This window comes from Halpernia sp. GG3, assembly GCF_052976925.2.
This window is the reverse complement of sequence record NZ_JBRIIR020000010.1, coordinates 89,315-112,253: the sequence shown is the minus strand read 5'-3', so window position 1 is coordinate 112,253 and position 22,939 is coordinate 89,315. Positions and strand designations below refer to the sequence as shown.

The following is a 22,939-nucleotide window of genomic DNA, read 5'->3' as shown; positions in this document are numbered from 1 at the left end:
TTAAAAAAAAGTTATTAACCGCAAACGTTTGCGCAACCGATTGTAATTTACACACAGTTAATATTGTGTTTAAATATGATTTTGAATTGTTTAAACAAATACATTTAGCTCAATAATAAAGAAACAAAAATCATGGAATCAAAAACGTTCAAAAAAGTTCTTATTTTCGGAGCAACCAACATTGCTGCCTTGATGTTTTCTCAATCTGTTGTAAATGATACAATTGCGAAAGATAAAATGATAGACGAAGTGGTGATCACCGGTAACGCCAATCCGAAAGCGTCCATTAAAACAAGTACTTCAATTTCTACACTTAAGACTGCAGATATAGAAAAAACTGCCCCGAGAACAACTGCAGAGATCTTCCGTACCATCCCGGGAATTCGTGCAGAATCTTCCGGTGGAGAAGGAAATTCCAACATTACGGTTAGAGGCGTTCCTGTTTCTGCAGGTGGCTCCAGATATTTGCTTATTGAAGAAGACGGGCTCCCAATTATGCAGTTTGGCGATATTGCTTTCGCAACTCAGGATCAATTTGTACGTTTTGATACATCTATCGCGAGAGTTGAAGCTCTACGAGGTGGATCAGCATCTGTTTTTGCAAGTAACTCACCTGCAGGGATCATCAATTTTATCACAAAAACAGGAGAACAGGAAGGTGGTTCTATCACGCAGCAGGTTGGTCTTAGCTATAGAAATTACAGAACAGATTTTGACTACGGCACCTCTTTGGGAAATAACGCTTTTATCAGTGCGGGCGGTTTTTACAGAGTTGGAGACGGCCCAAGAATTACCGGTTTTAACTCAAACGACGGCGGCCAGTTCAGATTGTCTTTCTTAAAGAAATTCGACAAAGGAAGCTTCAGGGTTTATGCAAAGGTTTTAGACGACAGAACTGCGGCATATTTACCAATGCCTGTCGCAGTTACAGGTTCTGACAGTGATCCAAAATATTCTTCACTGCCCAATTACAGTATTCTCAACGGTGCTTTGCAAACTATCAATCTTACAAAAGACAGAACGGTTGGCGGCGATGGAAACATCCTTCAAAGCGACGTGAGAGATGGTATGCATTCCTTATCAAAATCTATTGGCATTGAGTTTAATTACGATTTAGGAAACGGCTGGAAATTAAACGAAAAAGCGAGATATTCTGCTAACGATGGCCAATTCATATCACCTTTTCCGGTTTCTGTTTCTAAGGGAACTGATTTTTTCAATTCTACAAATTTTGCAAACTACGGTTATGCAGTTTATGCCGGAACAAATCAGCTGGTAGATCAAAATGCGAACTACATGAAAGTGGCTTTGTTTAATGTAAAACTCAATAACTTCAATAACTTTTTTAACGATGCCAATATTAATAAAAACTGGGATGTAATTAAGTTGAATGCAGGTTTATATAAAGGAATTCAAAATCTAAGTATGAACTGGAACTGGAATACTTATTTACAGGAAGTGAATGACAGAGGCGCAAGACTAGTAGATGTGGTTAATAATACCGGAACTTACATTACAGATCATGGTTTGCTTAATTATGGAATTCCGGCTTTCGGAAATCTGCAAAGAAACTATGACACAAAATATGATGTAACCGCGCCACACGCACAGGTAGAGATAACTGCTATAGAAAATCTGTCGATAGATTTGGGCGCACGTTATGATTTTGGTAGGGTAGACGGTAGTTTTTCCGGCGCTACAAATACAAATGTCACCAGAGATATCAATGGAAATGGTGTAATTGATACACCGGAAATTAAAGTGGCGACCAATGACGGAATTATCGTTCCTGTGAAATACAGATACGGGATTTTCGGTTATTCTGCCGGCGCCAATTACGCTTTAAACACTAAAAATGCAATTTTTGCAAGAGTAAGTCAGGGAGGAAGTGCTTCCGCAGACCGTATTTTATTTTCCGGGTATAATTACACAAATAATGATGATCCGGCTTTAGATGCCGTGAAGGTAAATACTGTGAGACAGGCCGAAGCCGGTTATAAATTAAGAGGTGCAGGCTTTTTCTTAAATTCAACTTTTTTCTACGCAAGAACTGTAGAGGCCAATTATGAAGCCACCACTCAAAAAAGAACTGAAAATAAATACCAGTCACTGGGAGTGGAACTGGACGGCGCTTACAGACTTAATAAAAACTTTGATATAAAAGGTGGTTTAACCTACACGCATGCAAGAATTAAAAACGCGTTTGATCCTACCATTATTGATAATACGCCAAGAAGAACACCGCAGTTTATGTACACTGTAAATCCTAATTTCAATTTAGATGATCTGAGTATTGGTTTTTATGTTATCGGCGCTACAAAATCTTACACGCAGGATTCCAACCAACTTAGAATGCCGGGTTACGCCCTGGTAAATCCTTACATCAACTATCAGCTTTCCAAAAACTTCGGGGTAAGTCTTAATGCAAATAATGTTTTTAACACCATCGCAGTGACTGAAGCAGAAGAGGGAAGTATCGTAGGTGGAAACGGAATTGTGAGAGCCAGAACTCTTACCGGAAGCACGTACAGCTTTAGTGTGAAATTTACATTGTAATATTTTAAACGCTTTCAGTTTTTAATTAATGCCATTTATACTATTAATTAAAAACTGGAAGCTTTTTAAAACTCATTATTTATAATTTTCAAATTTAAAAAGGAGAATGTTTAGAGAGCAGGCATTAAAGATCATTAAAGATGCAATTTCAACGGAAGGACTTTTGGCATCATCACAAAAAGTGGATAATTATGCCCGCGTTTGGTCACGGGATTCTATGATGACGGGTTATGCAGGAATTTTAATAGATGATAATGAGATCGTTGAAAGTTTAAAAGATTCAATTCTTACTCTTGCCAATTTTCAGGCAAAAAACGGACAGATTCCATCTAATGTCGGTAATGGAAAAGCAAGTTACGGCACTTTGGTAGGCAGAACAGATGCCACAACCTGGTGGATCATCGTTACTTGCGAATACCTTTCAAAATTTGGAAATGAAGAAATAAAAGATCAGTTAAAACCAAAAATCAGAAAAGCCCTGGATGTTCTTCAAACCTGGGAATACAATCAGCGAGGTTTGCTTTACAGTCCGCTTGGTGGGAATTGGGCAGATGAATACGTGACTTCCGGTTACACTTTATACGATAATGTTTTAAGATACTGGGCGTTGAAAAATGCAGGCGTTTTATTTGATAATGAAGATTTAATCCAAAAAGCATCATCGACAAAGATTTTAATTGAAAATAATTTCAGAAAAAATTCGTCAGTTGTCGCGAAATACCATGCAACTGCTTATGAGAAAGCTGTAGAGAAACCCTATTTCTGGGCTTCGTTAAATGCAAACGGTTATGATGAGCGTTTTGATCTTGCCGGAAATGCATTGGCTTTATTTTTAGATTTTGATCTTAATCCGGAGGGTTTTTCAGATTTTCTTAAAAATTTAAATCAGGAATTTAAACACTGGATGTTACCTGTTTTTTACCCCATTATTTTCCCTGAAGATACCGACTGGAAACTACTGGAAAATAATTACAGTTATGAGTTTAAAAATCAGCCGTACCATTTTCACAACGGCGGATCATGGCCGATATTTTTGGGCTGGCTTTGTCTCGGTCTAAAGAAAAAAGGATTAACGGAAATCCCGGAATTGATTTTAAAGGAATATGAAAAGCAACTCACTGATAAAGGTTCAGATTTTAGGGAATACTATTCTACAGATGAACTTTTGCCTTTGGGAACAAAAAAACTTTGCTTTTCTGCAGCCGGCTATATACTGATGAAATTTTAAGAAATTTCTGACAAAGAAAATTACACACTATATAATTTTTTAAAAATGATAGGAGACAAGATTAATCTCACCGAAAAATATATTAAAACCGCCAAAGAGATCGTAAATTTACTACAAGAAAAACCAGCTTTTGGAAAGGCTACAAAAACAGCAATCGGTATCGGTGGCGAAAGCGGTTGTGGAAAGTCGGTGACGGCCTTTGCAATGCATAAAGTACTACGGGATAAAGGAATAAAGAGTCTTGTCTTACAAATGGACGATTACTTTCATCTACCGCCACAATCCAACCACGAAAACCGCCTAAAAGACCTTGCAAACGTGGGCGAAAATGAAGTCAATCTTAACTTATTAAAGGGAAATGTTGATGATTTTAAAACCGGAAAGTCTTCCAGTCAAAAACCTTTGGTTAATTATAAAAGTAACAGTATCTCGAAGGAAAATTTAAATTTTGAAAAAATTGAAATCCTGATCGTAGAAGGAACGTACATTCTGGATCTGGATAATTTTGATCATAAAATATTTATAGACCGCACCTACAAAGATACTTTTGAAAACAGAATGACCCGGGACCGCGATGAAAAAAGTGATTTTATAGAACAGGTTCTGGAAATTGAACACAATATCATCCGGACTTATAAAGACAACGCGGACTTTATTTTAGATAAAAATTACAAAATTTTAATTCCTTAATCTGATATGAAAAGTAAAATCCGCCCGCGCCTCAGTTTTTGGCAGATCTGGAATATGAATGTCGGCTTCTTCGGTATTCAGTATAGTTTTGGTTTGCAGCAAACAGCAATAAATCCGATTTACACATTTTTGGGAGCCCACGCTGAGCAACTTCCGATCTTAAATCTTGCAGGTCCGGTTACCGGATTATTAATTCAGCCTTTGATAGGCGCTATCAGTGACAGAACCTGGAGTGTGAAATGGGGTAGAAGAAAGCCTTTTTTCCTTTTAGGCGCTGTTTTTTGCAGTATCGCTCTGTTTCTTTTTCCGTTTAGCTCCGCAATTTGGATGGCTGTGGGATTATTGTGGGTTTTAGATGCCGCCAATAATACGGCTATGGAGCCTTACAGAGCTTTTGTAGTAGATAAACTTCCAAATGAGCAGCAGACTTTTGGCTTTCAGATGCAGAGTTTATTTGTAGGTTCAGGTATTACTTTGGCTAATATTTCACTTTTTGTTTTCCAGAAATATTTTAGCAATAATGATCAGTCCGGAGGCATACCAACCTGGGTTTACTACTCTTTTTTTCTCGGGTCGTTTTGCTCAATCGCCTCGGTACTCTGGTCCGTTTACAAAACCCCGGAAATTCCGCCCACAGATGAAGAACTCGCAGAACTGCGTGCAAAAAATGCGGAAAGCAACGTTTTAACGCCATTCATAGAAATATCTGCAGCCATAAAAAATATGCCGAAAATACTCTGGCAACTGGCTCTGGTTTACTTTTTTCAATGGTATGCCTTATTTTGTTACTGGCAGTTTATCACGCCTATGTTGAAACAATCTATGTACAACATCAGCGAAAGTGATGAGAACCGGGCGCATCAGATCCTGGATCTTTCCAGAACAGGCGCTGCGGTCTTACCGGCAGATCTAAGTTGGGCGAAAAATATTTTAAATCTTGTGGAAACTGCGGTCGGGCAAACCGGCTTGATGAACGGTTTTTATAATGTGATAACGATGCTCTCAGCTTTACTTCTGGTACCGTTTGCCTTAAAATATTCGAACAGGAAAGTCTATATATATTGTCTTCTTGGCACCGCGATCTCTCTGTTTTGTCTGCCTTTCATCCATCATCAGTATTTAATTTTATTGCCGATGGTTCTTTTTGGAATTGGTTGGGCAGCAATGATGGGTTTGCCGTTTTCTATGGTAGCTTCGCATATTCCGGAAGATAAAAGAGGCGTTTACATGGGAATTATCAATATGATGATCGTTATTCCAATGCTGATTCAGACCGTTTCTTTTGGTTTCATTTACAAACATCTACTGGGTTCAAATCCTTCAAATGTAATTCTTTTAGCCGGCGGCTTATTCATCTTGGCGGGTATTTCAGTTTCTTTTATTAAATCGAAAAATACTTTAATTTAATTTTCAGATTTAGTTTTTAGTTTAATTTTTCATAGTTTTTAAATTGATGAAGGCGGACTTCGGTTCGCTTTTTTTATTTAATCAAAATATAAACGGTAAGCAGCTGAAAAAAAGAAAACTCCTGCAGACTTTATTAATTTCTTAACAGCTCTTTGCTTCTTTAAAACCTAAAAATTCCGTATTTTTGCAAGATTGCAGATTTTTAAAATTCTGCGGTTTAAAAGTAAAAATTTAAATGAGCGATCGCAAAGAATATATAGAAGTTTACGGCGCCCGTGAACACAATTTAAAAAATATTGACGTTAAAATTCCGAGAAATGAACTGGTCGTTATTACCGGGCTGTCAGGAAGTGGAAAATCTTCCTTGGCTTTCGACACTATTTTTGCCGAAGGACAAAGACGTTATATCGAAACATTTTCGGCTTATGCACGTCAGTTTTTGGGCGGATTAGAACGTCCGGATGTTGATAAAATTGATGGACTTTCACCTGTAATTGCAATTGAACAAAAAACAACGAATAAAAATCCGCGTTCAACAGTTGGAACGGTAACGGAACTTTATGATTATTTACGTTTACTTTTTGCGCGTGTTTCGGATGCTTATTCTCAAACTTCCGGTAGAAAATTGGTGAGTTATACGGAAGAGCAAATTTTGGAAACCATTAAAGAAAATTATAAAGATCAAAAAGTGATTTTGCTTGCGCCCGTTGTGCGTTCAAGAAAAGGACATTATCATGAACTTTTTGTGCAATATGCAAAAAAAGGTTACGGACAAGCCAGAATTGACGGTGCGTTTCAGGATATTGAATATGATTTAAAACTCGACCGTTATAAAATGCACGACATCGATATCGTGATTGATCGGTGGATTATTGGCGAAACCGCAACTGAAACTAGGATGGAAAAATCCTTAAAAACGGCCTTGCAAATGGGTGATGGTTTAATTGGTATTCAAAACTTTGAAAGCGGGGAATTACAGTATTTTTCCCGGAATTTAATGGATGACGATACTGGAAATTCATTGGCATTACCGGAACCAAATACTTTTTCTTTTAATTCACCAAAAGGTAGTTGCCCTAATTGTAAAGGTTTGGGAATGGTAAAAAGAATTAACACCGATCATTTTGTAGAAAATCCGAAACTTTCCATTAACCAAGGCGCTTTATTGCCGTTAGAAGATATTAAATCAAACAAATGGATTCTGGGTCAAATTAAAAATATTTTAGAGATTTTTGGTTTTGATTTATCGACGCCGTTCAATAAAATTCCTGAAGAAGCCTTAGATTACATGTATAATGGCTGCCACAAAGAGTTTAATAAAGATTTGCAGTACGCTGGAATTTCAAAAAAATTAAAGGTTAATTTTGATGGTTTAATTCCCATTTTGGAAGAAATGGTGGAAGATAAAGAAAGTTACGACGCGGTTTTAATTGAACGCCATTTTACGACTGAAGAAGTTTGCTTGGTTTGTAATGGAACACGGTTGATGGCTTCTAGTTTAAGTTTTAAAATTGACGGTCAAAATATTGCGGAAATTAATGCGCTGCCCCTTTCGGAATTAATGGATTGGCTTATTCAAATCGAACCAAAATTTAGCAAGAATAAAAAAATTATCGCCCACGAAATTTTAAAGGAAATTAGAACAAGGTTACAATTTCTTTTGGACGTAGGTCTGGAATATTTAAGTTTAAGTAGAAGTTCCCGAACGCTTTCTGGTGGTGAATCTCAAAGGATTCGTCTCGCCACGCAGATCGGATCGCAACTCGTGAATGTGCTTTATATTTTAGATGAACCGTCGATTGGTTTACACCAAAGAGACAATGAAAGACTAATTTCCTCTCTAAAAAATCTACGTGATATCGGGAATTCTGTGATCGTCGTAGAGCACGATAAAGATATGATCATGCAAGCCGACGAAGTTTTAGATATCGGTCCACGTGCAGGAAAATTTGGCGGCGAAGTCCTTTGGCAAGGTAAACCAGAAGATCTTTTAAAAGCCGACACCATTACCGCAGATTATATTAATGGCAAAAGAAAAATCCCAATTCCGGAAACTAGAAGGGAAGGGAATGGTAAATCGATTGTTTTAAAAGGTGCGACGGGTAATAATTTAAAAAATGTGAACCTTGAAATTCCTCTTGGAAAACTGGTTGTGGTAACCGGAATTTCTGGAAGTGGAAAATCTTCATTGATAAATGGCACACTTTATCCGATTTTAAATCATCACATTTACCGCGCTGTGAAAGAACCTTTGCCCTACAAAAAAATTGAAGGTATTGATAATATCGACAAGATTGTAGATGTCGATCAAAGTCCGATTGGCCGGACGCCGCGTTCAAATCCCGCAACTTATACTGGAATGTTCACTGATATTAGAAATCTTTTTTCCGAATTACCAGAAAGTAAAATTCGAGGTTACAAACCGGGAAGATTTTCTTTTAATGTAAAAGGAGGTCGTTGTGAGACTTGTCAGGGCGGCGGTTTAAAAGTCATTGAAATGAATTTTTTACCCGATGTTTATGTACATTGTGAAACCTGCCACGGCAAAAGATTTAACCGTGAAACGCTGGAAGTTCGATATAAGGGAAAATCTATTTCCGATGTTTTGGAAATGACGATCGATGAAGCCGTAGATTTTTTCCAGCCGATCCCTAAAATTTTCATTAAAGTGAAGACTTTGCAAGATGTTGGTTTGGGTTACATTACACTCGGCCAGCAATCTACAACGCTTTCTGGCGGTGAAGCGCAACGTATAAAATTGGCGACCGAGTTGTCTAAAAGAAATACAGGAAATACACTTTATATTTTAGATGAACCGACTACAGGACTACATTTTGAAGACGTGCGTGTTTTAATGGAAGCGATTAATCAGTTGGTAGAATTGGGAAATTCATTTATCATCATTGAACATAATTTGGATGTTATAAAATTAGCAGATCATATAATTGACGTTGGACCAGAAGGTGGCAAAAATGGCGGTGAAATCATCGCCAAAGGAACACCAGAAAAGGTTGCAAAATCTAAAAGATCATTGACCGCAAGGTTTTTGAAAAAAGAATTGGAATAATTAAAACTATTTCTGAAAATATGCAATTCAATATCATGTTTTTTTCGTATTTTTTTTTACTTTGTATCCAAATTTAAAACAATGAATCCTTTCCTAGATGTCACTTTACGAAGTCTCGCAGTCTATCTTTTTATGTTTGCAGCAATTCGGATTTTTGGTAAAACACAATTATCGCAATTAAATGCAGGTGACATTGTGCTTTTACTTTTAATTTCAAACGCTGTTCAAAATGCAATGGTAGGGCAGAATACAAGTTTAATAGGCGGTTTGGTGGCGGCTTTGGTTTTATTTATTGCAAATTTCATCATGAAAAAAGTAATTTTTAAAAATGCGAAAATAAAAAGTTTTTTAGAATCTGACCCTGTTACTTTAATAAAAAATGGAGTGGTGGATAATGTAAAAATGAAAGCGGAAGAAATAAGTTTTGACGAACTTGAAGAAGCGGTAAGAGAACACGGCGTAGAAAAAATTGAAGAAGTAAAATTAGCAGTTTTAGAAGTTGATGGAAATATTAGTGTTATATCGATGGAGAAAGGCAAGGATTCATTAAATTTAACCCATCATAAAAGAAAATTTCCCAGAAAATCTCACCGGTTTTAAAAATTAATAAGATAAATATGAATTACGAAATTCGCGCAATGCAGCCCGAAGATGGGGAAGTGGTACTCAAAATTTTCCAGGAAGGTATTGATTCTGAAAATGCTACTTTTGATAAAGAACCACCAAGTTGGGAAGTTTGGGAAACCAAACATTTTAAGCTTTGCCGTTGGATTTTGGAAGATGAAAATAGAGAAATTGTTGGCTGGGCCGCGATTCAGCCGGTTAGTAATCGTGATTGTTTCCGCGGTGTGGCAGAAGTCAGTATTTATTTATCTTTAAAAACGCAAGGGAAAGGTCTTGGTCAAATGCTACTTCAAAAATTAATTTTAGATAGCGAAGAAAATGAATTCTGGACTTTACAATCCGGTATTTTCCCGGAAAATGAAGCAAGTATTTCAGTTCACCACAAACTTGGATTTGTTACCGTGGGAACACGTGAGAAAATTGGTCAGATGAATGGTAGATGGCGAGACATAGTGCTTTTAGAACGCCGTTCAAAAACTGTTGGAATTTAATTTTAATTATTTTACTTGAAAAAAATCACTAAATTTTTACTTAATAAAATTCCGCGGCCTTTACTCATTAAATTAAGTATTTGGGCGCGTCCTCTGATCATTTTATTTTTTAAAGGAAATCAATTTGAAGATCCAATCGATGGAAATCTTTATCGGAAATTTTTACCATATGGTTACGGAAAACAACGCGAAAACGCATTGTCGCCAGGAACGTTAAGTTTAGAAAGACACCGTCAAATGTGGCTTTACTTAAAAAATGAAACTGATTTTTTCACTAAAAATTATAAAGTTTTACACATGGCGCCGGAACAATCTTTTTTTAAAAGATTCCGCAATATGAAAAATCTGGATTATTTAACTGCCGATCTTTTTTCGCCAATCGTAGATGTAAAAGCGGATATTTTAGACCTGCCGTTTGAAAATGAAAGCTTTGAAATCGTTTTTTGTAACCACGTTTTGGAACATATTGAAGACGATAGAAAAGCAATGTCTGAACTTTACCGTGTGATGAAACCCGGCGGTTGGGGAATTATCCAAGTGCCGATGAAAAATTCTTTAGAAAAAACCTTTGAAGATTTTACAATAAAAGATCCGAAAGAAAGACAAAAACATTTTGGGCAGTACGACCATGTTCGCTGGTACGGAATGGATTATTTTCAACGGTTAGAAGGTGCAGGTTTTAAAGTAGAAAAAAACTTTTACTCTCATCAATTCTCAGCAGCCGACAGAGAACGCTTTGGTTTAATGGAAAATGAAATTTTACCAATTGTTTATAAAAATTAATTATTCGAAATATTTCCCAATGCTTTTAGCATATCTATTACCTAAAACGGGTTTAAACAGATCGCCGTTTTTTTAATTCTTTCCAGCGCATTTTCAATATTAAAATCAGTTGGTTTCAAACCCAGTTTTAATTCTTCACATCTTAAATGCATTGAAACCGGCGCAAATTCTTTTGGACGGACGCTGTAAACACTTGCTAAAGTTTGTCCGCTGCGATTTTGCAGATAATCTAAATATATCTTTTTCTCACTTCTTGTTTTTAGCGCCCGTTCTAAAGTTGTGAGTTCTGGTAATTTTTTTTCAACCTTCTGCATTAAATGCGACAATCTCCCCGTCTAAAATCATTTCATGCTTTTGATTTTCTAATGCTTCTGAAACTTTGTGAAATTTTTCATTAAATGATAAACCGTTCCGGGAATAGACTAACGCTTGACTTTCGCGCAGATCAGCGATTGCACGATAGCCGTCCCATTTTATTTCAAAAACCCAATCTTTATTGTCAAAAGCCTCTTCTTCAGTTTTCGCAAGCATTGGAAGCCAATAAAATTCAGTAAATTTGCCGATTAAAGCAAGAATTTTTTTTGCGAAAATTATAAATAAGAAACATGCACAAAGCAGGATTTGTAAATATTGTAGGGAAGCCAAATGCGGGGAAATCGACCTTGCTAAACCAATTGATGGGTGAAAAACTCGCCATAGTAACGCAAAAAGCGCAAACCACAAGACACCGGATTTTTGGTATCTATAATGAAGAAGATCTTCAGATCGTATTTTCTGATACACCCGGCGTTTTAGAACCAAAGTACGAACTACAGGAAAAAATGATGGATTTTGTAAAAGATTCTTTACAAGATGCAGATGTTTTTCTTTTCATTGCGGATATAAAGGATCAGGATAAACCATCGGAATATTTAATCGAAAAATTAAATAAAATTCCGGTTCCAGTCTTGCTTTTATTAAACAAAGTGGACGAAACGACGCAGGAAAAAATGGAAGAAGCCGTTGCTTTTTGGCATGAGCAAATACCGAAAGCTGAAATTTTGCCAATTTCTGCTTTGAAAGCTTATAACACAGATTATATTTTACCAAAGCTAAAAGAACTTTTACCAGAAAACCCTCCTTATTATGGCAAAGATCAGATTACCGATAAGCCAGAACGATTTTTTGTAAATGAGTCAATTCGCGAGAAAATTTTGCTGAATTATGAAAAAGAAATTCCATATTCTGTGGAAGTTGTAACGGAACAATTTCAAGAAAAAGAAACTGCAATTGTTATAGATGCCGTAATTTATGTGGAGCGGGATAGCCAGAAAGGTATTATTATCGGGCACAAAGGCGAGATGATAAAAAAAGTTGGTATTGAAGCAAGGATAGATTTAGAGAAATTTTTTGGTAAGAAGATTCACTTAAGCTTATTCGTAAAAGTACGCAAGGATTGGCGTAAAAATGAACGGGATCTAAAAGGTTTTGGCTATAGATAAGGTTTGGAAGTTAAAATTTTTTTAGAAAAAACGAATGTTATTTGTAGGCGTCAGACAATTTAGTTAATTTTAATATATATTAATATTTATGAAGTTAAACTCAATTTATTTTAATAATAATGCACTTGCAGTTATTCTTTTAATTGTGCGCATATTTATCGGTTTTGCAATGCTTACGCATGGATATCCCAAATTACAACAATTAATATCTGGAGAGGATACTCAGTTTTTTAATCTTTTTGGGTTGGGTCAAAAGTTCAGTTTAATTCTCGCGGTTTTTGCAGAAGTTGTGTGTTCTTTATTCTTAATTTTAGGTCTATTTACCAGGACTTTTGTATTACCACTAATTATAACGATGGCTGTGGCGGGCTTCATTGTACATTCAGCAGATTCTTTTGCAACGAGAGAACTTGCATTTATTTATCTTTCTATTTATCTAATTGTTTTTGTTTTAGGTGGTGGTAACTATTCTATAGACGCCTTAATGAATCAGAAAAAGAACTTAAAATATTAATTAGAAAGTATCAAGCATTTATCATGGTAAATTCTATTTAACATAATATAAATTATAGGCATTTTTTAATATGATTTTATTCATATTAGATCCTTATTAATTTGTAATTATTAGATGGTTTTCGTACTTTTATTTTTCTTAAATTTATAATCATTATGAAACTACTTATTTACACTATTTTATTTGCCGCAGTAATTTCCTGTAATAAAAAAGAAAATGAAGAAAGCAAAAAACTGGCAGTTCCAGATTCTTTGATTTCATATAATGAAACAAAATTTAAAATAGATAAGATTCCTGAAAATTGTTATTTGATGGTAACTGGTAAGGATTCTACTGCAATTCAGTTAGTTGATAATCTAGGAACTATTAGTGGAAAAATGGCTGTTAAAAATTCTGAGAAAGATTCTTCAACTGGCGATCTAGCTGGCTTTAAAAATGAAGACACTTTAAAATTAGTGTATACGTTTAAAAGTGAAGGTGTTACTTCAGAAAATGATATGTATTTCGTACTAAAAAATAATGAATTAGTTCAAGGTATTGGCGATTACAAAAATCCGAAAACTTTGAAATATGATTCTAAAAACAGCTATAAAAAAGTAAATTTTAATCAGGTCTCTAATCTTTTGAAATAAATAAGATGATTAAAAAAGTAGATGATTCTAAAAATAAGTTGAGTCTTTCTGAGTTACTTGATACAAAAGGTTTTGTAGAACATGTCTCTGTAGACTGTGTCATTTTTGGTTTTAATAAAGATGTTTTAAAAGTACTTCTACTAAAATACCATGAAGTAAATAAATGGTCAGTTCCTGGTGGTTTTGTTTTTAAAAGCGAAAGTTTGGATGATGCTGCAGCACGGACTTTATATGAAAGAACACATTTAGAAAATTTATTTTTACAGCAGTTTTATACATTTGGAGACGTTGAAAGAACAGAAAAAAACAATCCGCACAGAGAATTACTGAAAAGTAGAAATATTAGTGTTGATCCTGATCACTGGATTTATCAGAGATTTATTTCGACGGCTTATTTTGCTCTTATTGACTTCACATTTTCGCATACTTTCCCCGACACATTTAATGAAACCTGCGCTTGGTTTCCTGTTGATGAACTACCTCAAATGGCCTTTGATCATGAAATAGTCGTCAAGAAAGGTTTGGATTTTTTGCGCAAAAACTTAGACTATAATATTGTAGGAAGTAATCTTTTACCAGAAAAATTCACTATGAAAGAATTGCAGACGTTATACGAAACAATTTTAGATGAGAAATTCCGCCGAAATAATTTTCAGCGTAAAATACTGAGTCTTAATATTTTACAACGTTTAGAAAAACTTTATACCGGTTCTGCTAATAAAGCACCTTATCTGTATAAATTTTTAAATAAATAAATCACTTTAAATTTCCTCAAAATTTTTAAAAATCTTACTTTAGACAAAATTTAAAAGGCATGTCGTACTACCCTCTTTCCTCAATTCCTGACTATTTTGGAATCGATCAACTACTAACTGATGAACACAAACTTATTCGGCAATCGGTAAGAACTTGGGTTGAAAGTTTCGTGATGCCGCAAATTGATAGCGCTGCGCAACATCACACAGATTTACCTAATTTAATGCAAGAATTGGGAGCAATTGGTGCTTTAGGACCTTATATTCCGGAAGAATATGGCGGTTCTGGCTTGGATCAAATTTCTTACGGAATTATTATGCAGGAATTAGAGCGTGGAGATTCTGCTATTCGTTCTGCTGCTTCTGTGCAATCTTCTTTAGTCATGTTTCCCATCAATGAATTCGGAAGTGAGGAACAAAAAAAGAAATTTTTACCAAAATTAGCAACCGGCGAATTAATTGGTTCTTTTGGTTTAACAGAGCCAAATCATGGATCAGATCCAAGTTCAATGGAAAGTTATTTTACGGATGAAGGAGATCACTATTTATTAAACGGTGCAAAAATGTGGATTACAAATGCTCCGGTTTGTGATATTGCCGTAATTTGGGCAAAAGATGAAAGCGGAAAAATTCGTGGATTGATTGTTGAACGTGCTTTTGAAGGATTTACAACGCCTGAAACGCATAATAAATGGAGCCTTCGAGCGTCTAAAACAGGTGAATTGGTTTTTTCAAATGTAAAAATTCCAAAAGAAAATTTATTACCAAATGTTTCTGGCTTAAAAGGACCATTGTCCTGTTTGAATTCTGCACGTTACGGAATTTCCTGGGGTGTAATTGGTGCCGCAATTGATTGTTATTGTACGGCTTTGCAATATGCAAAAGAAAGAAAACAATTCGGAAAAGCAATCGCAGGATTTCAACTTCAACAGAAAAAATTAGCAGAATTTGTTACCGAAATCACAAAATCACAATTACTTTGCTGGCAACTTGGAAATCTTAAAAATGATCATAAAGCAACTCCCGCGCAAATTTCTATGGCTAAAAGAAATAATGTAAAAATGGCAATTGATATTGCACGAGAATCCCGTCAAATTTTAGGTGGAATGGGAATTATGGGTGAATTTCCAATGATGCGTCATGCTGCAAATTTAGAATCTGTGATCACTTACGAAGGTACACACGATGTTCATTTATTAATTACTGGGATGGATATTACTGGACTTAATGCCTTTAATTAGAATAAGTTACAGGAATATTTTCGGTAAAAGTTAATTCTGGATTAAGAATCTCCAAAATTAAATTTTTAATGCTTTTTAGTGGCATTTGCAAATTATTTAAATTTAAAGAAGTTTCATCATAAATTTCTAAATTCTGTATGCCTTTCCCTGTTTCTGCAAAACTCCAGATACCGCACTCGAGTTGATCATCCGGGAATATTTTTGCTGATAAAACAGCGTAAGCGTACAAACTTAATTGTAAAGGTTGCGCCATTGTCTTATTAATAAAAAGCGTTTCAATTTTATCTTCTTTTGGCTTTAAAACGATATTTGTCGCTTTTTTTGTTTTGTAATCAATGATCCGTAAAGTACCGTTTAGGCGGTCAACTCGATCAATGAATCCATAAAAATTAACATCTTCATTTTCGGAAATAGGAAATTTTATATTTTCGATTTTTAATTCTAATTCTAAAATTTCTAATTGATTTCCTTTTTTTATTAGATTTAAATCATATGTCAAAATGTCTGTCAATACTCTACTCGCAATGGATTTATGAATAAAATTCATACCCTTTAAATAAAATTCTTTTTCATGATTTAAAATTCCAATAGCGTATTCTAATGCTGAATCAATTTGTTGAAGTAAATCTTGTAAATCTTTATCTACTAGAACTTTACCTAATTTCTTATTATACAAAAATTGTAAAGAATAATGAACTAAATTTCCGTAATTTTTTTGCGATAATTCTTCTTCAACTTCATCTTCTGACCCGATTTTTAAAATTCGAGTTAAATAAAAATTAACTGGATTCCAAAGATAATTGTTAAGATGTGTAGCAGAAATCTGATTTTTCCATTGATTTAATTTTTCTAAAACATCGGCTGTTTTTTCAATCATCATTAAATCCTGATTAACAGGCTCGATCGTATTTTCAACAACCAAATGCTCAATTTTGTGACCACTTTCTACTTCAAGTTGCTTAATAAACCTACTTTTTTCACCCGTATTTACGCCTGAACTCAAAGCATTATAAAGTAAATAGACATTCTTAGAATCTTGCAATAACCGATAAAAATGATAAGCATAAATACTATCATTTTCCAAGAAAGTATGCAGATCAAACTCTCGTCGGACATCAAAAGGAAGATAAGTATTTTGTGAATTTCCAAGTGGTAATTTTCCTTCATTTACAGAAAGTAAAATGATATTTTCAAAATTTAAAAGCCGGGTTTCTAAAAGTCCCATAACCTGTAAACCCTGTAATGGTTCACCTTGAAAATCAATACCTTCAGTATTTACCAGTTGATTAATTAAAACTTCTAAACTTTCAATGTCCATCTCAAAATTATAATCCTGAAGTTGGTTTTCTAAAGTTTTAAAAGAGGCTTCAAAGTGAGAAATATTTTCAAAAAGAATGTCATCTAAGTCCAAAAACTTTAACTGAAAACAATAATTAATAAGTTGTTTTAAAAATTCTTTCGCTGTCTTTTTCTCAAATAAATTAAAATAAGACAAATGGGAAAGTTCATCATCCAGCATCTTTTTAGAAATATAAATGATATTTCTTTCCTGCAATAATTTTTGAAAATTCTGGATTATCGACTGATCATCTTGTGCTTTCGGTAATTCATCTAAAATTGGCAAAACATCTTTATAATAATAGGATGAGCTTTGCTTGTGAAGTTGCTTTTGAAGATGAAACAGCTTCTTCATCGCATTAGAAAAACCAAGATTTTTTAGCGGAAATCCCATTGTAATATTAACACGTTCAATTGCACTCAAAGCATCTAATGTCGGGGGAAGCAGGTTTTCATCTAGCAACACAACTGCAGTTTTGCTAAAATTAAATTGCGCAATATTTCCGTCTGAAAGTTCATTGAAAATTTCCGGAAGTAATTTTGTTTGTGAAATATTTCCCGAAACTTCAAAAATCTTAATGTTTTTTTCTTTCTCAAAATCAGTTTCAATCCAGTTGAATTCCTTACTATCATTGAATTCTGGCCAGGTCTTGTGTTCCCGTAAAAATTTTCCTGATTCTTGCCGAAAATCGTTCATGTAATAATCATCTGCCTGGAAATAGCAAATCGCTTTATCCCATTTCAGCAATTCTTTAATAAGTTTTTTTTCGGTTGGTGTAAATGCATTGAAACCGCAAAAGGCAATTTGATTTTTTGTTTCTAGTACAAAATCGTTAATTTTATTTCGCACTATTTCGTGCAGCATCCCACCAGTCGCGTAATTTTTATTCTGTAATTTTAATTTTAAAAGTGGAAGGAAATTCCTTTGTTTACGCCAAAAATTTAAAAATTTATTTCTTGGATTTTCTTCATCTGGATTTAAATTTTCTGACCAATTTTTAATGCGCTCTTCGTCAAACATAAAATCTAAAACGGCAATATCCGAATCAGAAAACTTAAGCATATCATCCCAATCTTTTAAAACTGTGGGAAACCATTTTAAAAAAGTTGCAAAATCCTCTTCATGCTGCGCTTTGTATACTTCGTAAGCGAATAGCCAAAGTGCAATTCCTTTAATTTGTTGAGTCTGGGCAATCTCTTTTAAAAGTTCTTCGATGGTGAAAAACTGTGGTAAAAATCCATTATAACCTTTTTCTGCTAAAATTCTTTTAATAAAAACAACAGGTCTTTTTCCTGGTAAAACAAGATTAAATATTGAAAGATCATCACTTTTTTCGAGTAGATCGTCTATTATTTTATTTAAGAATTTCATAAAAGTGGTTATTAAGTTTTAATTATGAAATTTAAATTTAATGAAATTTATCCGATTTTTTAAGGCCAATTTTAACGGTGTGAGAAAAATTGCTAATAAAACAGATGTTTTAGAAATTCTAAGAATTAAAATTGCCTTTGGAAAGATAAACCACTTTTTTAGTTTCAAAAAACTCTTCGTCAAAATAATTTTTTAAAGGAATGATCTCTGCTTTTAAACCTTGTAATTCTTCACCCAGATCACCACCTTTCAAATATAAAACACCGTTATGTTTGGTATTTATTTGTTCTTTTTCAAATTTCCCTCTAAGCCAACGAAGAAAAACTGGCATTTGAGTGACGGCTCTACTTACTACAAAATGAAATTTTCCTTTAATATTTTCCGCTCGTTCGTGAAACGTTACTACGTTTTTTAGGTCTAAACTTTCTGCCACAGCTTTTACAACAGTGATTTTTTTGCCAATGGAATCTACCAAAGTGAAATGAGCTTCTGGAAATAAAATAGCAAGAGGAATTCCCGGGAAACCACCGCCAGTTCCTATATCTAAAACTTTTGTTCCCGCAGAAAACTCCATTATTTTTGCAATACCCAAAGAATGTAAAACGTGTTTTTCGTATAAAGCGTCCATGTCTTTTCTCGAAATAATATTTATTTTTTCATTCCATTCAAGATATAATTCTTGTAATTTCTCAAATTGTTTTTCTTGAATTTCAGTGAGATTCGGAAAATATTTTACGATTATTTCTTTTGACATAATTTAGAATATATTGCAAAAATAAAGGTTTTAAGATTGAAATGAAAGTGCTTAACTCAATTCAAATTTTTATATTTGTTAAAATTAATAATAAATGAATTTATTTTCAGATAGACTCAATCGCTTGAGCTTTTCGCAAACTTTTGTAATGTCTAATAAAGCACGAGAAATGAAAGCCAAAGGTTTAGATGTAATCAGTCTTACTTTAGGCGAACCAGATTTTGATGTGCCCGAAAACATTAAGAAAGCCGCTTTTAAAGCGATTGATGAAAATTATAGCCATTATAGCCCTGTTCCGGGATTTATGGAACTTCGTGAAGCGGTAAGTTTTAAACTGAAACGCGATAATAATTTAGATTTTAAGCCGACGCAAATCTGCGTTTCCAATGGTGCAAAACAAGCAATCATAAATGTTTTAGCTTCACTCATAAATCCAGGCGATGAAGTTATTTTACCAGCACCTTATTGGGTGAGTTATGATGAAATGGTAAAAATGATGGATGGCAAATCTATTTTTATAAAGACAGATTATTTGTCTGATTTTAAAATGACGGCTGAACAGTTGGAAAATTCGATAACGCCAAAAACAAAAGCTATTTTATACAGTTCGCCAAGCAATCCCTCGGGAAGTTATTACACTTACGAAGAGCTAAAATCTCTAGCGAATGTGATTGCAAAATATCCACATGTTACTGTAATATCGGACGAGATCTATGAATTTATTAATTACGAAACTAAACATATATCTATCGCTCAATTTTCTGAAATTTCAGAACAAGTTGTGGTAATTAATGGGATGTCAAAGGCATATGCAATGACTGGATGGCGAATTGGCTACTCTGCCTGTCCAGAATGGCTGGCAAAAGCTTGTGAAAAAATTCAGGGACAAATGACAAGCGGTGCAAATACTGTTGCGCAAAGAGCAGCAATTACGGCGCTTGAAACGGATCCAGCGGATTATCATTTTATGATCGAAGCATTTCAGAAAAGACGTGATTTGACGTTTAAATTATTAAAAGAAATAAAAGGTTTCAAAATATTTTTACCAAAATCTGCATTTTACTTTTTTCCTGATATTTCTTATTATTTAAACAAAACATTGGATGGAACTAAAATAAATGATTCAGATGATTTTGCAATGTTTTTATTAAAGCAAGCAAATGTCGCAACGGTTGGTGGCGTTTCCTTTGGTAGCCCAGAATGTTTGCGAATTTCTTACGCTTCTTCTGAAGAAAATTTAAGAGAAGCGATGCATAGAATTAAACAATGTCTGGAAAATGCAACTGAAAGTTAGAATTTAATTTCTATTTTTAATAGATGACATAAATCATAATTGGTTTTTTAATAGACGAAATTGTTTTAAATTCGTACTATTAAATAATCAAATAAAAAATTTAAATATGTCATTAATAGGTAGAAAATTTCCAAACATTACTATAGACGCAATGTCGGAAATGGGTGATGATTTGAGAGTAAATATTTTAGAAGAAGCTACAAATAATCAACAAAAAGTTTTACTTTTTTGGTATCCAAAAGATTTTACGTTTGTTTGCCCTACAGAACTTCACGCATTCCAAGAAGCACAAGAAGAATTTAAAAAAAGAAATACAATCATTATCGGTGCGTCTTGCGATAGCAATGAAGTACATTTTGCCTGGTTAAATACAGCAAAAGACAATGGTGGAATTGAAGGAATTACTTATCCAATTTTGTCTGACTCTCACCGTCAATTAGCTAATTTATTAGGAATTGTAGATCAAGATTTTGAGTATGACGAAGAAGGTCAGGAAATTTTTTCTGGGTCAAATGTAACTTATAGAGCAACTTATTTAATAGATGAAACGGGTAAAATTTTCCACGAAAGTGTAAATGATATGCCTTTAGGTAGAAATGTGAAAGAATATATTAGATTAGTAGACGCTTACACACACGTTCAGAAACATGGTGAAGTTTGTCCAGCCAATTGGGAAGAAGGTAAAGATGCAATGAGTGCGGATAGAAATTCTACGGCAGATTATTTAGCAAAACATTAAAATTTGTAATTAAACTTAAAAGAGGCTCGACCTATTTTAAAAAAGCGATTCGGTTCTTTTTTTATAAAAAACATTAAATATGTATACAGAATTAACAGAAGATAATTTACAAGAGATTGTAGGAAACAACGAGAAAGTAGTTGTGCAATATGGTGCAACTTGGTGCGGAAACTGCAGAATAATGAAGCCAAAATTTAAAAAATTAGCGGCTGATAATGATGGAATCCCCTTTTATTACGTTGATGCAGAGAAGCTGCCAGAGAGCAGAAAATTAGCACAAGTTGATAATTTACCGACGTTTGCAATTTTTAAGAATGGTGAAATAGTAAATCAGTTTCAAGGTAATAAAGCTGAAAGTTTGACTGAATTATTTAATGAATTAAAATAAGTTGTAATGAAATTACCAGTAATTAGACAGTTTTACCAAAATCAATCAGTAGAAAATTTAGAAAAAACTTTAGAGGTTTTAGAAAGTTTTACAGAATTTAGAGGAACTTCCGAAGAAGATTTAAATGTTACAGGCGAGCTAATTACAAATATTTGCGGGGCCTTAGAAGTTCATCAAAATGTAAAAAATGGAATGGCTGAAAGAGATGCTTTAAACAATTTTGCTCAAAAAGTTTTAGGATCAATTGATAAAAATTAGAAAATATTTCCAAGGTTTATAGTAAATGGGCTTCAAAATTTTAAAGCCTATTTTATTTTAAAAATCTTTGGTAAAAGGTTTTTCTTCATCAGAAGTTATTCCTAGCGCTTCATAAATATATTTATAAGTCGAAAGCAAAACTGGTTTTCCATCAATTACACAAACGTCGTGCTCGAAATGTGCGGAAGGCGACATGTCTAAACTAGTAACTGTCCAGCCATCTTTGTGAAATTTTACTTTTTCTGTTCCCAGGTTTATCATAGGCTCGATTGCAACCGCCATTCCGTCTTTAATGACTTTTCCACTACCCTTTCTGCCGTAATTTGGTACTTGCGGATCTTCGTGCATTTTTCTTCCTAATCCGTGACCAACAAGTTCTCTTACAACACCGTAACCCGCTTTTTCACAATAATTCTGAATTGCGTAAGAAATATCCCCTACTCTTTTTCCTCGAACGCATTGCTCAATTCCTTTGTATAAAGATTCTTTGGTGATTTGCAACAATTTTTTTGTTTCTGGCGCTACTTCTCCAACTTGAAAAGAATAGGCATGATCGCCATAAAATCCATTCATGTAAACACCACAATCTACTGACAAAATATCGCCTTCTTCTAAAGATTTTTCATTTGGAATTCCATGTACGACTTCTGCGTTTGGCGAAATGCATAAATTATTTGGGAACCCATACATTCCTAAAAATGCTGGTTCGCCACCATGATCGCGAATAAATTCACCGCCTAATTTATCTAAATGTAAGGTATTTGCTCCAGGCTTTATTTCTCTAGCCAATAAACCTAAAGTTTTTGAAACTAACTGCGCACTTTCACGCATTAATCTTAATTCTTCTATTGTTTTTAACTGAATCATTTTACTATTTTACCAAAAAAGGCTTTTCTTTTTATCTTTTTTCATTTTTGAATAGGCTAAAACCTCAGTTCCCTCTACTCTAAATTCTATCCTTTCTGTAACGATCCGATAAATTTCACTCCAACCTGGAAAACCGCCCAGGTTACGGTCGTCAATAAATAAGTCGGCGTCAATTTTTCGCGATTGTGTCTGTATATCAAAAACTTCGCCTTCAAAACTAGAATTCACCGCGTAAAATTCAATGCCATTTTTTTTACAAAATTGTACTGCTTCATCTAAAGCTTTGCCATGTCTATAAGTCCATAAAATTAATCTACAACCTTCACTTTGTAATTTCTTTAGTGTCTCGAAAGCAAATGTTTTTGTCTTTCCAATTCCTGGATATGCATCTTCCACAACTGTACCATCAAAATCAATTGCTAATTTTTTATTATTTGTCATTTCTAAATTTAGTTTGCAA

23 protein-coding genes are annotated in these 22,939 nt (G+C 34.1%); 17 read left to right on the top strand and 6 right to left on the bottom strand.

The annotated features are described in order from the left end of the window. The first annotated feature begins 132 nt into the window (after positions 1 to 132). The 8 genes from ACVBED_RS04960 (at position 133) to ACVBED_RS04925 (ending at position 10,846) form a co-directional block, all read left to right on the top strand. Positions 133 to 2,556, top strand: a complete 2,424-nt coding sequence (locus ACVBED_RS04960) for a TonB-dependent siderophore receptor (protein WP_447119014.1) — start codon at positions 133 to 135, stop codon at positions 2,554 to 2,556. Positions 2,557 to 2,662: 106 nt separating this feature from the next. Further along, on the top strand, positions 2,663 to 3,784 hold the full coding sequence (locus ACVBED_RS04955; RefSeq protein WP_447119012.1) for a glycoside hydrolase 100 family protein: 1,122 nt from the start codon (positions 2,663 to 2,665) through the stop codon (positions 3,782 to 3,784). Positions 3,785 to 3,829: 45 nt separating this feature from the next. Further along, positions 3,830 to 4,474 (top strand): hypothetical protein, encoded by a 645-nt coding sequence (locus ACVBED_RS04950; protein ID WP_447119010.1) that lies wholly within the window; start codon positions 3,830 to 3,832, stop codon positions 4,472 to 4,474. Positions 4,475 to 4,480: 6 nt separating this feature from the next. Further along, entirely contained in the window at positions 4,481 to 5,881 is a 1,401-nt protein-coding gene (locus ACVBED_RS04945; protein ID WP_447119008.1) for an MFS transporter, read from the top strand. Between the two features lie 235 nt (positions 5,882 to 6,116). Beyond that, positions 6,117 to 8,948 carry an excinuclease ABC subunit UvrA gene (gene uvrA, locus ACVBED_RS04940; RefSeq protein WP_473094604.1) on the top strand — a complete coding sequence of 944 codons (2,832 nt, stop codon included), beginning with the start codon at positions 6,117 to 6,119 and terminating at the stop codon, positions 8,946 to 8,948. Positions 8,949 to 9,029: 81 nt separating this feature from the next. Beyond that, a complete protein-coding gene (locus ACVBED_RS04935) occupies positions 9,030 to 9,548 on the top strand; it encodes a DUF421 domain-containing protein (RefSeq protein ID WP_473094603.1) in 519 nt (172 codons plus the stop codon). Between the two features lie 17 nt (positions 9,549 to 9,565). Further along, complete coding sequence (locus tag ACVBED_RS04930; RefSeq protein ID WP_447119004.1) at positions 9,566 to 10,063, top strand: GNAT family N-acetyltransferase; 498 nt, start codon at positions 9,566 to 9,568, stop codon at positions 10,061 to 10,063. Positions 10,064 to 10,078: 15 nt separating this feature from the next. After that, entirely contained in the window at positions 10,079 to 10,846 is a 768-nt protein-coding gene (locus ACVBED_RS04925; RefSeq protein ID WP_447119002.1) for a class I SAM-dependent methyltransferase, read from the top strand. A 41-nt stretch (positions 10,847 to 10,887) separates the two neighbouring features. Here the strand turns inward: ACVBED_RS04925 and ligD are convergent, their stop codons facing one another. Both ligD and ACVBED_RS04915 read right to left on the bottom strand, forming a co-directional pair. After that, the gene (ligD, locus tag ACVBED_RS04920; protein ID WP_447119000.1) at positions 10,888 to 11,160 is read right to left on the bottom strand and encodes a non-homologous end-joining DNA ligase LigD; all 273 of its coding nucleotides are present in this window, start codon (positions 11,158 to 11,160) and stop codon (positions 10,888 to 10,890) included. Further along, positions 11,147 to 11,377 (bottom strand): ATP-dependent DNA ligase, encoded by a 231-nt coding sequence (locus ACVBED_RS04915; RefSeq protein WP_447118998.1) that lies wholly within the window; start codon positions 11,375 to 11,377, stop codon positions 11,147 to 11,149. The genes ligD and ACVBED_RS04915 overlap by 14 nt, the downstream gene beginning before the upstream one ends. A 74-nt stretch (positions 11,378 to 11,451) precedes the next feature. Here ACVBED_RS04915 and era point away from each other — a divergent pair, with 74 nt between their 5' ends. From era to ACVBED_RS04890, 5 genes are all read left to right on the top strand, one after another. After that, positions 11,452 to 12,327, top strand: coding sequence for a GTPase Era (era, locus tag ACVBED_RS04910; RefSeq protein ID WP_447118996.1), 876 nt, complete (start codon positions 11,452 to 11,454; stop codon positions 12,325 to 12,327). An 88-nt stretch (positions 12,328 to 12,415) separates the two neighbouring features. After that, positions 12,416 to 12,841, top strand: a complete 426-nt coding sequence (locus tag ACVBED_RS04905) for a DoxX family protein (RefSeq protein WP_473094602.1) — start codon at positions 12,416 to 12,418, stop codon at positions 12,839 to 12,841. 155 nt (positions 12,842 to 12,996) lie between these two features. Next, complete coding sequence (locus ACVBED_RS04900) at positions 12,997 to 13,473, top strand: hypothetical protein (RefSeq protein WP_447118994.1); 477 nt, start codon at positions 12,997 to 12,999, stop codon at positions 13,471 to 13,473. Positions 13,474 to 13,478: 5 nt separating this feature from the next. Then, positions 13,479 to 14,228: an NUDIX hydrolase gene (locus ACVBED_RS04895; protein ID WP_447118992.1), complete on the top strand. Its 750-nt coding sequence runs from the start codon at positions 13,479 to 13,481 to the stop codon at positions 14,226 to 14,228. 59 nt (positions 14,229 to 14,287) lie between these two features. Further along, entirely contained in the window at positions 14,288 to 15,469 is a 1,182-nt protein-coding gene (locus ACVBED_RS04890; RefSeq protein WP_473094601.1) for an acyl-CoA dehydrogenase family protein, read from the top strand. Here the strand turns inward: ACVBED_RS04890 and ACVBED_RS04885 are convergent. Both ACVBED_RS04885 and rsmG read right to left on the bottom strand, forming a co-directional pair. Continuing rightward, the gene (locus ACVBED_RS04885) at positions 15,462 to 18,179 is read right to left on the bottom strand and encodes a PD-(D/E)XK nuclease family protein (protein WP_473094600.1); all 2,718 of its coding nucleotides are present in this window, start codon (positions 18,177 to 18,179) and stop codon (positions 15,462 to 15,464) included. The genes ACVBED_RS04890 and ACVBED_RS04885 overlap by 8 nt on opposite strands. Positions 18,180 to 18,297: 118 nt before the next feature. Then, on the bottom strand, positions 18,298 to 18,933 hold the full coding sequence (rsmG, locus tag ACVBED_RS04880; protein ID WP_473094599.1) for a 16S rRNA (guanine(527)-N(7))-methyltransferase RsmG: 636 nt from the start codon (positions 18,931 to 18,933) through the stop codon (positions 18,298 to 18,300). A 94-nt stretch (positions 18,934 to 19,027) separates the two neighbouring features. Between rsmG and ACVBED_RS04875 the strand changes: the two genes are divergently transcribed. The 4 genes from ACVBED_RS04875 to ACVBED_RS04860 all read left to right on the top strand — a co-directional run bounded on the left by ACVBED_RS04875 (position 19,028) and on the right by ACVBED_RS04860 (position 21,612). After that, on the top strand, positions 19,028 to 20,227 hold the full coding sequence (locus ACVBED_RS04875; RefSeq protein WP_473094598.1) for a pyridoxal phosphate-dependent aminotransferase: 1,200 nt from the start codon (positions 19,028 to 19,030) through the stop codon (positions 20,225 to 20,227). A gap of 106 nt (positions 20,228 to 20,333) precedes the next feature. Beyond that, complete coding sequence (locus ACVBED_RS04870; RefSeq protein WP_473094597.1) at positions 20,334 to 20,966, top strand: peroxiredoxin; 633 nt, start codon at positions 20,334 to 20,336, stop codon at positions 20,964 to 20,966. A gap of 79 nt (positions 20,967 to 21,045) precedes the next feature. Continuing rightward, positions 21,046 to 21,354, top strand: coding sequence for a thioredoxin family protein (locus tag ACVBED_RS04865; RefSeq protein ID WP_473094596.1), 309 nt, complete (start codon positions 21,046 to 21,048; stop codon positions 21,352 to 21,354). A 6-nt stretch (positions 21,355 to 21,360) separates the two neighbouring features. Beyond that, positions 21,361 to 21,612 carry a DUF6952 family protein gene (locus ACVBED_RS04860; RefSeq protein WP_473094595.1) on the top strand — a complete coding sequence of 84 codons (252 nt, stop codon included), beginning with the start codon at positions 21,361 to 21,363 and terminating at the stop codon, positions 21,610 to 21,612. A gap of 57 nt (positions 21,613 to 21,669) precedes the next feature. On the opposite strand, the gene map is transcribed toward ACVBED_RS04860, so the two are convergent. Next, positions 21,670 to 22,479, bottom strand: a complete 810-nt coding sequence (gene map, locus ACVBED_RS04855) for a type I methionyl aminopeptidase (RefSeq protein ID WP_473094594.1) — start codon at positions 22,477 to 22,479, stop codon at positions 21,670 to 21,672. A gap of 9 nt (positions 22,480 to 22,488) precedes the next feature. Continuing rightward, entirely contained in the window at positions 22,489 to 22,920 is a 432-nt protein-coding gene (locus ACVBED_RS04850) for a BT0820 family HAD-type phosphatase (protein ID WP_447118980.1), read from the bottom strand. Positions 22,921 to 22,939 lie beyond the last annotated feature (19 nt).